Source organism: Neptuniibacter sp. QD34_54 (assembly GCF_047778055.1).
Taxonomy (GTDB): Bacteria; Pseudomonadota; Gammaproteobacteria; order Pseudomonadales; family Balneatricaceae; genus Neptuniibacter.
On the sequence record NZ_CP180546.1, the window covers coordinates 1250108 to 1263104 of the forward strand.

At 44.5% G+C, this 12997-nt stretch carries 12 protein-coding genes; 4 read left to right on the forward strand and 8 right to left on the reverse strand.

Annotated features, from left to right (window positions below; genetic code table 11):
* Window position 1: 1 nt before the first annotated feature.
* Entirely contained in the window at window positions 2–817 is an 816-nt protein-coding gene (gene xthA / locus ACMXYP_RS05625) for an exodeoxyribonuclease III (protein WP_415884037.1), read from the reverse strand.
* Between the two features lie 176 nt (window positions 818–993).
* Here xthA and gorA point away from each other — a divergent pair, with 176 nt between their 5' ends.
* Together gorA and ACMXYP_RS05635 are read left to right on the forward strand one after the other, a co-directional pair.
* Window positions 994–2352, forward strand: a complete 1359-nt coding sequence (gene gorA, locus ACMXYP_RS05630) for a glutathione-disulfide reductase (RefSeq protein WP_415884038.1) — start codon at window positions 994–996, stop codon at window positions 2350–2352.
* A 156-nt stretch (window positions 2353–2508) separates the two neighbouring features.
* Window positions 2509–2979: a GNAT family N-acetyltransferase gene (locus ACMXYP_RS05635; protein ID WP_415884039.1), complete on the forward strand. Its 471-nt coding sequence runs from the start codon at window positions 2509–2511 to the stop codon at window positions 2977–2979.
* Window positions 2980–3046: 67 nt separating this feature from the next.
* On the opposite strand, the gene chrA is transcribed toward ACMXYP_RS05635, so the two are convergent.
* On the reverse strand, window positions 3047–4237 hold the full coding sequence (gene chrA / locus ACMXYP_RS05640; RefSeq protein ID WP_415884040.1) for a chromate efflux transporter: 1191 nt from the start codon (window positions 4235–4237) through the stop codon (window positions 3047–3049).
* Window positions 4238–4277: 40 nt separating this feature from the next.
* Window positions 4278–5549 carry a glycosyltransferase gene (locus tag ACMXYP_RS05645; protein WP_415884041.1) on the reverse strand — a complete coding sequence of 424 codons (1272 nt, stop codon included), beginning with the start codon at window positions 5547–5549 and terminating at the stop codon, window positions 4278–4280.
* Window positions 5550–5653: 104 nt separating this feature from the next.
* Here ACMXYP_RS05645 and ACMXYP_RS05650 point away from each other — a divergent pair, with 104 nt between their 5' ends.
* Together ACMXYP_RS05650 and ACMXYP_RS05655 are read left to right on the forward strand one after the other, a co-directional pair.
* Complete coding sequence (locus ACMXYP_RS05650) at window positions 5654–6187, forward strand: DinB family protein (RefSeq protein WP_415884042.1); 534 nt, start codon at window positions 5654–5656, stop codon at window positions 6185–6187.
* Window positions 6188–6259: 72 nt separating this feature from the next.
* Window positions 6260–7345 carry a DUF1835 domain-containing protein gene (locus ACMXYP_RS05655; protein ID WP_415884043.1) on the forward strand — a complete coding sequence of 362 codons (1086 nt, stop codon included), beginning with the start codon at window positions 6260–6262 and terminating at the stop codon, window positions 7343–7345.
* A gap of 13 nt (window positions 7346–7358) precedes the next feature.
* Here ACMXYP_RS05655 and ACMXYP_RS05660 read toward each other — a convergent pair whose 3' ends face one another.
* From ACMXYP_RS05660 to ACMXYP_RS05680, 5 genes are all read right to left on the reverse strand, one after another.
* Window positions 7359–8822: an HD-GYP domain-containing protein gene (locus tag ACMXYP_RS05660; protein ID WP_415884044.1), complete on the reverse strand. Its 1464-nt coding sequence runs from the start codon at window positions 8820–8822 to the stop codon at window positions 7359–7361.
* 81 nt (window positions 8823–8903) lie between these two features.
* Window positions 8904–9989: a molybdenum ABC transporter ATP-binding protein ModC gene (gene modC / locus ACMXYP_RS05665; protein WP_415884045.1), complete on the reverse strand. Its 1086-nt coding sequence runs from the start codon at window positions 9987–9989 to the stop codon at window positions 8904–8906.
* Window positions 9982–10680 carry a molybdate ABC transporter permease subunit gene (gene modB, locus ACMXYP_RS05670; protein ID WP_415884046.1) on the reverse strand — a complete coding sequence of 233 codons (699 nt, stop codon included), beginning with the start codon at window positions 10678–10680 and terminating at the stop codon, window positions 9982–9984. Before modB ends, modC begins: the two co-directional genes overlap by 8 nt.
* Before the next feature lie 3 nt (window positions 10681–10683).
* Complete coding sequence (modA, locus tag ACMXYP_RS05675; protein WP_415884047.1) at window positions 10684–11451, reverse strand: molybdate ABC transporter substrate-binding protein; 768 nt, start codon at window positions 11449–11451, stop codon at window positions 10684–10686.
* A 383-nt stretch (window positions 11452–11834) separates the two neighbouring features.
* Window positions 11835–12863: a GGDEF domain-containing protein gene (locus tag ACMXYP_RS05680; protein WP_415884048.1), complete on the reverse strand. Its 1029-nt coding sequence runs from the start codon at window positions 12861–12863 to the stop codon at window positions 11835–11837.
* Between the last annotated feature and the right edge of the window lie 134 nt (window positions 12864–12997).

Consider the following 12997-nt stretch of genomic DNA (forward strand, 5'->3'; position numbering starts at 1 on the left):
ATTAAACGCTTAGCTCTGCCCAGATTGGCGCATGGTCGGATGGTTTTTCCATACCGCGAATTTCGTAATCCACGCCAGAGTCAGTACATTTCTCTAGTAATGGCGCCGTTAGTAGGATGCCATCGATGCGTAGGCCGCGCTTTGGTTCGGCATCGAAGCCACGAGAGCGGTAATCAAACCAGCTAAATACCTGATCTTCATCTGGGTTCTGATGACGGAAGCAATCAGTTAAGCCCCAGCCCGTTAGCTTGCTATACCATTCACGCTCTTCTGGTTGGAAGCTGGCTTTACCGGTCTTTAACCAACGCTTACGGTTTGGTTCACCAATACCGATATCTTTATCTTCTGGTGAGATGTTTAGATCGCCCATCACCACAATGTTCTGATCAGGTGTGTAGTTTGTTTCTAAGTGGCTTTGTAGATCAGCATAGTACTTACGCTTGGCTGGGAATTTAACTTCATGCTCAATGTTCTCACCTTGAGGGAAGTAGCCATTCAAAACTGTCACTACGTTGCCTTCGTCAGTTTCGTAGTCACCCATGATCATGCGGCGCTGAGCGTCTTCTTCGTCAGTTAAGAAGCCTTTTTGTACATTGCTCAATGGCTTTTTCGAGATCAGACATACGCCGTAGTGACCTTTTTGCCCGTGGATTTCAACGTGGTAACCCATCGCTTCAACATCTGCCATTGGGAAGGCTTCGTCATGAACCTTGGTTTCCTGCAGGCCAATAACGTCTGGCTGATACTTATCGATAACCGCTTGTAGCTGGTGAAGGCGGGAACGTAGTCCGTTAACGTTAAAGCAAATCAGTTTCATAAGGCCGCAATCCTGAACAAAAATAAAAAATGGATTTTAGTGAACATTTAGCCGGATGGATACTCATAATGAATTAGTAAATTCTATTGGGGTGTTTAACTTTCTTTATTGGCCTTCATATACAGGTTTCAGTACAGTGAGCACATTGAAGATTGACACAAGAAAAGGAGCCGATTGTGGCGGAATACGATTTTGATCTATTTGTAATTGGTGCGGGTTCAGGCGGTGTACGTGCGGCACGTATGGCAGCAGGCATGGGTGTTAAAGTTGCCATTGCAGAAGATCGCCACCTTGGCGGCACTTGTGTAAACGTAGGTTGTGTACCTAAAAAGCTATTTGTATACGCATCTCACTACGCAGAAAGCTTTGAAGAAGCGGCTGGTTTTGGTCTTACTCATAAAGGTATGGAGTTTGATTGGCCGACCCTTCGTGACAATAAAACCAAAGAGATTGAGCGTCTAAACGGCATCTACCAGAACCTATTGGTGAACTCAGGTTGTGAGCTAATTAACGGTCGCGCTACTTTGTTGGATGCGCACACAGTCGCTGTAGGTGATCAGCAATATACTGCTGAGCGCATTCTGGTTGCTGTAGGTGGTTGGCCGAACATTCCGGATATTCCGGGGAAAGAGCACATTATCAGTTCTAATGAAGTGTTCTACTTAGAAGAGTTTCCTAAGCGCGCTCTGATTGTAGGCGGTGGTTATATCGCCGTTGAGTTTGCCGGTATCTTTGCAGGCCTAGGCGCGAAAACAACCTTGGCTTACCGTGGTGATCTGTTCCTACGTGGTTTTGATAACGAGATTCGTGAATTCACTGCCAAAGAGGTAGCGAAGAAAGGTGTGGATCTGCAGTTCAACAACAATATTGAAGCAATCGAGAAACAAGCGGATGGTTCCCTGCTTGCGACCATGACTGATGGTTCTGTAATCGAAGCCGATCAGATCATGTACGCAACGGGCCGTAACCCTAAGGTTCAGGGCTTGGGTCTTGAAGCGCTGGGCATCGAACAAGGTAAAAACGGCGCTATCGTGGTTAACGATGAGTTCCAGACCAATGTGCCATCTGTTTACGCTGTAGGTGATGTAATTGACCGTGTTCAGCTAACGCCGGTTGCGCTTGCAGAAGGTATGGCATTGGTACGTAACCTATATGCAGGTGCAAACCAGAAAGTAGATTACGATCTAATCCCAACTGCTGTGTTCTGTCAGCCTAATATCGGCACTGTCGGCTTAAGCGAAGAGCAAGCACGTGAACAGTACGACAATATTGAAGTGTACAAATCTGAGTTCCGTGCGATGAAACATACTATCAGCGGCAGTGAAGAACGTACCTTTATGAAGATGCTGGTGGATGCTGATAGCCGTAAAGTATTGGGTGTTCACATGGTTGGCCCAGATGCAGGTGAAATCATTCAAGGTATTGGTATCGCTCTTAAAGCCGGCGCCACGAAAGAGGTCTTTGACAGCACGATTGGGATCCATCCAACCGCTGCTGAAGAGTTTGTCACTATGCGTGAGCCAAGCTCAAACTAATTTTCCCCTCTACGGAAAAAACCAAAGCCGATGTTAAATACATCGGCTTTTTTGTAACTAAACTGTATTACAGATAATTATCGAAGAGCCTCATCTAACTTCGCGAAAGATTAAGATGTTTCAGCTCCAGCGAGTTGGTTGAAAAATGAAGGTCATATGCATTATTTAGAATACGTAAAATTCACCGAGATAGAGCCGCTAGAGTTTTTACCGGTGTTAAATAAGCGATCAACGCGGGAGCATCTGATTGGTCATGAGCTGTTTGATCTTGAGATGGTGACTGATTGGATTCAGGAGAAAATAGAGGTGGATGCTGCTGAGGGTTGTAGGGTTAGAGCGATCAAGGTTAAGAACACGTTAGCAGGATGGTGTGGTATACAGTTGGAAGAAGGAAAATATGAGATCGCTATTGTCATCGACGACAGCTATTGGGGTATAGGAAAACAGATATTTCGTGAAATCATGCGCTGGGCTAAAGAACTAGGCCATAAAACGATCTTTATTCACTTCCTTCACACGCGACCTGAATATAACTTCTTAAAGAAGTTGTCGAAAAATGTATACGAGAGCGAGCTGATGGGAAGCAAATTTATGACATACGAACTTGAGGTGGAGAAACAAATTTGATGTAGGCTGAACTCTTACCCTCTAAGAGCCAGCCTTATATCGAAGAATTTGTTTGAAAAGCAGCTAGTTAGAAAAAAGCCCATCCAGCCATTGCAAACCCTGCTACAAGCGCCAAGATCGGCGGCTTAAATTTTTGTAGGGTAAAGAAGCCGATAATCACCAATGCCATATCTAATCCAGAGGTCACGCTGGTGATAAATACTGGTTGGTACAAAGCCGAAAGCAGCAAACCTACAACGGCTGCATTGATACCCCAAACGGCACCTGCAATTTTAGGTTTCGCCGCTAATGACTCCCATGCACCTTGTAAGCTCAGTACCAGTAAAAAACCCGGCAGAAAAACCGCTAGTGTTGCAACGATAGCCCCCATAAGTGCTGCATTGCTTTGCATATCCGCACCAAGGAAGGTAGCAAGGGTAAACATCGGGCCGGGGATCGCTTGAGCTGCAGCATAACCGACGACAAAGCGGTCTGGATCTACCGCTTCGCCAAGGGTTTGTTGCAGAAGTGGCAAGACAACATGGCCGCCACCAAACACTAAACTGCCCGCTTGGTAAAACGCGTTAAAGAGTGCTGCCCAGTCAGAAATAAGGGCAAATAGAGGCATTAGAATAAACAGTAGGGCGAAGATTATTAACGGTAGTTTTGCCGGTTGTTCTGTCTTTTCAATTGCTGTTTCTGGATCTTTATCTTTATCTGTTGAAGTCAGTTCAGCTTTTTTAAGATAGATGCCTACAGCGGCTGCAATAAGCAGTACGGTCATCTGCGTCCACAAAGAGGGGGCGATTAGAAGGGCCGCAGCAGTGAAGATAGCAATGCTGAGTGATTGGTTATCTTTGCAGAAATTGCGTTGCATGCTCAGCGTGGCATCAGCAACGACGACAACGGCTAAGAGCTTGAGGCCATGAACGGCACCCGTAAGAAAGCCACCGCTGTTTTGTGTATCAGTTGTAGCAAGCAGGTAGAGAATGAGAAAAGAGGGCAGCGTGAAGCCAAGGAAAGCTGCAATACCGCCGTAAAGGCCCGCTTGTCTTAGACCAAGTGCAAAACCCACTTGGCTTGATCCTGGACCCGGTAGAAATTGGCTAAGGGCAACTAACCTTGCGTAGGAATCCTGATCGATCCATTTTTTTTCTTGTACAAAGGCTTTTTGAAAGTAACCGATATGTGCAGCAGGGCCGCCAAAGCTGGTGCAGCCCAATAATAGGAATCGCCAAAAGACTTCCCAAACCTTGTCCATATTCTGTCCTTTACTCATCTAAAAAATCTTAGCAGAGTAAAGCAGCACTGTGACAAGTTTATGACTTTTCTTGATTGTCTAGCGTACTTTCCAGCTTATTTTTCGCCGTTATCCATTGGGACATATATTGGGTGCTTTTAAGGCTGTGATGATTAAGCATGGCCCCAGTGAAATTTTGTAGGCGATGTTGCGCTAGGTTTTCCAACAGCGCTTTAACACGTGAAATCAGAGCAGGTCCAGTTTGGTTACCATCGTATCTATCTTGTAGCAGTGCTTTATTATTTTGCTGAGCGCATTGCCATGCTTGCTGATCTAGATATAGCTCTACCGCGGCTTCGATAAAGGCGTCATCGTTATCAGCAATCGCTCCTGGCCATTGGCTCGGATCGGATAGCATTCCTTCACTACCTATAGATGTAGTTATGCTTGGCGTGCCGCAGACCATTGCATCCAGTAACTTACCTTTTATACCAGCGCCAAAACGTAGCGGGGCAAGGCAAACGCGGGCTGACTTAAATGTATCGTAGGCATCTTCTGCCCAGCCTTTGATAAGGAAGCCGGTTTTAGGGTTGTTTAACGCTGTGGCTTTAGGTGGTGGGTAAGATCCCCAGATATGTAGTTCCGCATCGGTTTCGCCGCGCTCTTTTAGGCGCTGGCGTATCTGCGGCCATAGCCTTTGCATCTCCAGCACTGAATCCCAATTAGGCGCATGGCGGAAGTTTCCGATCATCATAAAGTGAGCGCGCTCTGCAAAGTTTGGAACCTGGTCTGGCAGCTTATCCAGATCGAGCATAAAAGGTAGATGATGGAATTGTTGTTCTGGTACCGAGAACTGATTTTTTAAAAGCTCTGTTTCGTAATCGGAGATGATTAACGAAAGGTCGGAACGATAGATTGCTGCGATCTCTCGTTTGGCAATGTCTGAGTAGAGATCTGTTAGTGTCATCTCGCGGTTTTGCTTAACGGCTTGATGACGGGCATTACGCAGGCATTGCAGATCTTCGGTATCTAAAATGCGTAGGGCTTCAGGGCAGTTCTTTTCTACTCGCCAGCCAAATTGTTCTTCCATCATAAAACGGTCGAACATCACAATATCGGGATTAAGGTCACTGACGAACTGATCAAAGCAGTCACTGTTAAGTTGGATATTGCAGTGCGCGATGCCTTCATCATCTAGGTTGATCATATGCTCTGTGGTTTGTGCAGGGCTGGCAAATGTAACGTTCCACCCTTGCTGCTTGTACAGGCGTAACAGTGACAGCATATGGCTACCAGCTGCAGAAGAGTTGGGTTCGGGCCAGACGTAACCAATCACTAAAACGCTAAGCATAGAGTTAACCTAGAAAGAAAAAACAGCATTCTACCTTTTATTTGTAAGGTTTCTATAAGTTGTCATCTTTTGCTGTTTAAATGGATGAATTCTAAGGAGGAACTATGACACTGAAAGACCAGTTTGAGCTGATGGCTCGTTATAACCAATGGATGAATGAAAGTATCTACGAAGCCGCAAGCGAGCTTGAAGAGGGAGAAGTTAGTAAAGATCAGGGAGCTTTTTTTGGGTCTATTTTAGCTACGCTTAACCATATATTGGTGGGCGATATTATCTGGTTAAAACGTTTTGCCGATCATCCATCAAATTACAAAAGTTTAGAAGAAGTAAGAGCGATGGAGCGCCCCGCCAAACTAAGCACGGTAGTTTATTCCGATTTTGAAGAACTGCGGGATGCGCGTTACTTGCTTGATCGTGCCATTGTCGAATTATGCGATGAGATCGAAGTGTATGATCTGAACCACTCCTTGGTTTACTGCAATATGCAGGGTAATAAGTTTGAAAAGCGTTTTGGCTATCTGTTGCAACATTTCTTTAATCATCAAACCCATCACCGCGGGCAGGTGAGTACGATGCTGAGCCAAAAAGGTATCGATTTGGCGGTGACTGATCTATTGGCGGTTATCCCAGAAGCCTAACGTTAAAGGTTAAAATCGCTTATGCTGTAGATCAGTTCGGGGAGTTCTGATAAATCATTCAAGGAGTCGAGAGTGAAGTTACATATCACAAATGGCGATTGCGCCGGGGATATGCTGCAGGAAGCAGAAGGCATTGATGGCGAAGTATTGTGTTGGCGAGACCTATTACATGATGGCCCTGTTTTAAGTCACCCTGCCTTAAATCGCGAGGCGCGGATTAGTTTTTTGACCGAGCTGTTAGTTAACAGTGATCTGGATATAGATGATCCCAGAGCGCTTGTCACAAAAGACTTTAGCGAGCGTGATCAAGTTATAGCGCGTGTCGCGGAATTTGATGAGATCGTTCTCTGGTTCGAACATGATCTATATGATCAGTTGCAGTTGTTAGATGTTTGTCAGAATCTCTATTCACAGTTCGATCAATTACCGAAGCTGTCCATAATCTGTATTGATGATCATCCTGCAGTTCCTTTCTTTCATGGCTTTGGTAACCTCACCCCGGATATGTTGGTTGGCCTCTATCCACAGCGAGAGTTAATTACTTTAGAGCAACTTAAATTAGCTACTGATATATGGTCTGCTTTAACGGCTGCTAGCCCTGAACGATTAGCTGACTATGCAGCAGAACCGATTGAAGGCTGGCCCTATATGCAAAAGGCATTAAGACGCTTTTGCTGTGAATTTCCGGCTTTAGAAACGGGTTTAACTTTAACTCAGACTTATCTTCTTCTGACGCTTTTAAAAGCGCCGGATGAGCTGCCCGCATTGGAAGTACATCTAGCTTTGCTGGAACAGCATGGCAGACTACCAGAAGGTGCGACAGCGCAAAGTCGTTATTACGAAATACTGTCAGGCCCGGCGACTTTCCAGCGAATTTTCCATCATTTACAGCGATTAGAAGTGGATCCTTTTATGGGAGACTTGTCGGTCAAACATGAGTTGGATTGCTTGATAGAAGCTGATCAACCCTACGTGAGTGTGACCGATGGTGAGCCGGCGGTGTATTCCCTAACTGCAGCAGGAGCTGAAGCGCTTCAAGGTATAAGGCACTGGCAGCAAGGAAATCACTATTCGTTTTGGCGTGGTGGCGTCGAGATTACAGATGACAACCTTTGGTTATGGGATCAACAGCATAAGCAGTTTTCGTTACACGCATAAGCTTATTTATAGCTTATGCGGCGACGGTATTCTCATCGCTGTATTCAGCGGCAATCTCTTTAAACTCGGTTTCTAAGGCTAAGAAGGCTTCGACCACTTCTGGATCAAAGTGATTGTCTTTACCTTCAACGATAATATCTCTAGCCTTTTCGTGACTGAATGCAGGTTTGTAGACGCGTTTAGAGATAAGGGCGTCATAGACATCAGCTACGGCCATTAGGCGACCTGACAGCGGGATATCTTCGCCCTGTAGGCCGTTCGGGTAACCTCTACCATCCCATTTTTCGTGATGGGTTAAGCTAATTTCACGAGCAATCCTTAAGAAAGAGTTACTACCCAGTTGGTTCTCAGCAACCTCTAATGCATCAGCACCAATTTGTGGGTGCTGCTTCATAATGTCGAATTCTTCATCTGTCAGCTTACCCGGTTTCAGCAGAATACTATCTGGAATACCGACTTTACCAACATCGTGTAGTGGTGCTGATTTGTATAGGAGTTCGATTGTTTCCGACGTCAGGTAATCAGCATGTTTCGGGTTTTGGCGTAGCTTAATGGCTAAAGCGCGTACATAGTTTTGGGTACGTAAAATATGCCCGCCGGTTTCGTTATCGCGGGTTTCGGCCAAACTGGCTAAACCTAATATACTGGCATCACGAGTCACGTTGAGTTCGCGAGTACGTTGCGCCAGTGAGCTGATCATTTGATTGGTATGCAGTGCCATCAAACCAAATTCATCATTAGTGGTAACCGGTACTTCTGTATTTAACTCACCTAGGGATACCTGTTTGAGGGTGCTGTTTTCCGCTTGAATAAAGAATTTGAGATTACGGGCATAGCCCATAATGATAGTTAAGATGTAGGTCATCATTACACCTACGACAAAGACGATCTCAGTCAAAATGTAGCGCTGTGAGGTTTCTAGTGGAATACTGTCGCCCGTGTGGATCAGCCACTCCAAATCTTTATTGATTACTAAGAACACAACACCGATTACTGAGATAGCACAGATCGTTGCAAACCAAGTGAATTTTTTAGTGAGCGGATAAGGAGAACTATCTGGCTCCAAATGTTCTTTTTGAGCTTGTAAACATTGGGCGAGTTGGTGCTCTTTGAATAGGGCGAGATCACAAGAGATCAGATAACCAAGCACTCCCATGCCGACTAGCACCTTACCTGCGCTTTCTAATGGGAACTCATATATCAGTGTATTGAATAGGCCCAGTAGTATAGAGCAGCCGACAAATAAACCAAGATCGACTTTGAACTGGAAGCTTACCTTGGTTTTAAGCGGTTGTTTTTGAATTTGACCTTCAAGCAGGTACCTAAGGCTGCCTTGAATAATAAAGGTGACTAAGATGGGTAATAGCAACTGCGCAGTGGTAAGAGAATCTAAGAATGGACAGACTTGAACACCGTAGATAGAGAACAGCGTCATTGCGATCAAGTAGTGGATTATGGTGCGCTTTGTTGTAGTCATCGGTCCATTACACACAAATTTTAGAAGACAATAAAATTAATATTAGCTTTCAATGTTGAGTGATCGTTACAAATTAATCCGTCACAGTCCAGACCAATCTTCTTGGGTTACACTAATACCTTTGATTTGAGCATATACTTTGTCTCCGACTTGGAGATTAAGTTCCGTTAACGCCCAACACGTTATATGTGACCATAGCTTGCAGCCTCCTATATTCAGAACCACCTCTATCTGATGCGACGACTCTTCATCAATCTGCATGATTGTAGCTGGTAGTATGTTACGAATACTGGTCTGCTGAGGTTGCTCTTTAGATAAAGACACATCGTTAGCTTTAATACGTAAACGTAAGGGTGTGCCTGGAGGAATATCTAAGGCTCGCATCCACAGCTGAGTACTGTGGGATATGTTCAAGCAGGACATTGTATGCTTAGGGTGATGATGGTCTAGGGTTGCGTTGAATAGAGAGCTGCGGGTATCACCGGATAGCCATGGGCGCATCTGTTCTGATGACCAAACTTCTTCAACGTTACCAAACTGCAGAATCTTCCCTTGTTCTAGCAAAACCAAGTAATCAGCTAGCTGGATAATCTCTTCTAGGCTATGAGTTACATACAGAATGGGTAACTCAACCTCTTTCGCTAGTTTTGCTAAGTAGGGTAATAGTTCTTTCTTTCGTGGTAGATCGAGTGAGGCTAAGGGCTCATCCATCAACAGTAAGCCTGGATCGGAAAGTAGGGCTCGCCCGATTGCCACACGCTGTTTCTCACCGCCAGACAAGGTATTAGGCAAGCGTTGCAGCAGCGCTTGAATATCTAGCATCTCAACTACGCTTTGGAATTTCTCATCTTCTGGAGTGTATTCCGAACCGTACAGTAGATTACCTTGAACACTGTAGTGCGGAAAAAGGAGGGCTTCTTGGAATACATAGCCGATACTTCGTTTCTCTGGCGGTAAAAAGCGTTTGGTTTCGGTATTGGTAAGGTCACGCCCGTTTAAAGATATACGGCCTTTATGGGGTTTTATTAAGCCCGAGATATAGTTAATCAGACTGGTTTTACCAGCGCCTGATCGCCCAAAAATTACGGTCACACCACTGCGAGGCAGTTCAAAGTCACATTCCATTTTGAGATCACCCAATTGGGTATCTAAGGCAACTTTAAGCATGTGTGCCTCCAAGTTTCTGCTTGGCTTTTCGTGTTAGCCATTCAGAAGCTAAGAGGGACGCTAAGGCTATGAATATTGCTATGGCACATAATCGAGCTGCTTGGACTTCCGCACCTGGCGTTTCAATAAAGGAGTACATTGCTAGAGGGATCGTACGCGTAATTTCAGGAATATTGGAGACAAAAGTAATGGTCGCGCCAAACTCACCCAGCGAACGGGCAAAGCCCAGAATGATCCCCGTTAAAATACCGGGCAGTGTTAATGGCAGAGTGATGGTGAAAAATACTTTGGTGGGTGAAGAACCTAAGGTTCTTGCTGCATATTCAAGCTTCGGATTCACTGCTTCAAAGCCTTGCCTTATAGCTCTCACCATCAGCGGGAATGCAACGACGGCAGCGGCCAATGCCGCACCTTGCCAGCTGAAGCTGAAACTCAGTCCTGTTAGCTCATAAAGTGGTTTGCCAAGCCAGCCTTGGCGGCCAAAACCAATTAGTAAAAGATAACCAATAACGACAGGTGGAAGTACTAAAGGTAGATGAACAATGCCATCTAATAAGGTCTTACCAGGGAATTTTTTTCGCGCGAGAATCCAAGCTACACCAATAGCAACGGGCAAGCTAAACAGAACAGATGTGAGTGAAACTTTCAAACTCAGTAATAGGGCGGCCCACTCGTATTCTGTTATAAACATGGATTATTTATCTTGCAGTGTTTTGAAACCATAGCGTTTGAAAACGTTGCTTGCCTCTTCGCTAAATAGAAATTCATAAAATAATGAGGTACTAGCGGTATCCTTACCCTCAATTTTAGCAACCTCATAGATGATTGGGCTATGCATCGATTCTGGGATCTCACTGAGTATATTGAGCTGAGGTTTATCTACAATATCGGTTTTGTAATGAATCCCCATCGGTGTCTCACCTCGTTCAGTCAGAGCCAATGCTGATCGCGCACTGTTGGTGGGGGCAAAATAGCTTTGCCACTCTTGCCAAAGGTCGGCAGATTGCAAAGCCTCTTTTGCATAGATACCCACAGGAACATGATTAGTGTCGCCAATAGCGATACGTGCATGTCGATCAATTATTTGATCAATTTTGATTGCTTCGGAAAATTGGAACGGGGCAATTACGTGATTTTTGTTTCCAACAATTACCAGTCTGTTACTGATTAAGGCCTTACGAGTATTAGTTCTAAGGGCACCTTGATTCTCTACGTAATCCATCCAGCGTTTATTTGCTGCAATATACAGATGAGCAGGGGCACCCTGAGTGATTTGTCTTGCCAGTACCGAGGAAGAGGCAAAGGTCAGGGCGGGCAGATGTTGGTATTTATTACTGAAATTGACGGACAGCTCTTCTAGTGGTGCGGTTAAAGAGGTAGCTGCAAAAATGTGAATTCTGGCTTCTGCTTGAACTGTTGTGAAGTAAAAACAAGATAAGAGAAATAAAACCTTAGACTTCATTAAGGCGTATCCAAGACTAACCAAGCTTAGGAAGATGCGGAATATGCTATACAACTGCGGGGCTGAGATAAAGCGAAGGTATGAAATTATACAGATTTAAAATGATTGAATTGTATAAATAGAATTTTGTGTATTCTAAATCTGCTGAGATTATGTAGAAATTCAATATTGATTGATGTTTTTCTAATTGTGCATAAGGCTAAAATACTTTTGAGCTGTCATTGATTTTAGTTTTGAAAGCTGAATTAGCGGATAAACAGCTAAAACTTAGCGAATCAAGATGCTGAATGAGGGATTGGTAGGTGTTTTAAGGGCTGGGGGTTTCGGAGCTACAGCGTAGCCCCTACTTTCCTTTTTTCCAGCGAATGAGGTGTACTCAAATCTTACGAGGAGATAACAACCTGGTTACGGCCGCCATCTTTTGCTTGGTAAAGTGCTTTGTCGGTACGTTCAATCAATTGCTCAGAGGTTTCGCCAACGGTAAGCTGGGAAACACCAAACGATGCAGTAATAGAGCTGATAATTTCACCAGACTTCTTCTGCTTAATTCGGATCGCTTGAATTTTTTGACGTACTTGCTCGGCTAGCTCAGCCGCCGTTTCTTTATCGGTTTGAGGCATTAAAACTGCAAACTCTTCACCACCAAAACGAACTGGCAACATTGGCTCTGGGCAAACTTCTTTTAAGAGCTTACCTACATACTGAAGCACTTTATCACCCATAAGGTGACCGTAAGTGTCGTTAAAACGCTTAAAATGATCTATATCAACAAGAATAAACGAGAGCACTAAACTTGGATCATTCACGCCAGCTAATTGACTAATCTCTGCATCAAATGCACGACGGTTGAATAGGTTGGTTAGAGGATCGACCCTTGCGTCTTGGCGGGTCTTATTTAGCTCTTCTTTAAGTGATTGAATTTCTGCTTGGGCTTCATTCATTCTTTCCTGAAATTGGCGTGCAGTTTCACTGACCGATTTCGTGTGATCGGAAAGGGCATGAATAATTGACTCAATTGGTAAGCTAGCTTCACCGTCTTCTTGCTGATGAAGAGCTTCTAGGCTTTCTTCAAGAACATTACTGAACCCTTCAGTTTTCTCGGCAGCATTGCCCGCATGTTCGTGAAGGTCATTAATAAGGCTGATCAGATTGGCCTGTATATCCTCAGCACCATTAATTTCATCTCTGATCATATGCTCACGGAACAGCTGTTCGCTGAGCATTGTAGGACAGGTTCCGTATGTCGTTAGGGTCTTATCAAGTTGCACATTTAGCTCAGGTACACGATCACTAACGTAGGTATACCACAGAGCATAATTAAGCGGGTTAGGCGGTATATTATGCTTAACCATTAAAGGCACTGCCTGACGAAGGTACTCGGCAGCTTGATTGTTATTTTCAGCGAACTTCATACTTCCCCTATCGCTTTATCTGGTTGAACGAACGCTACTACATAAAAATTGTAAATAATAATCAGTACAATTTATATTTTGATCGGCAACTCAGTAACTTTAAAACAACTGTTTGAATTTGGGAACCGCTGAGG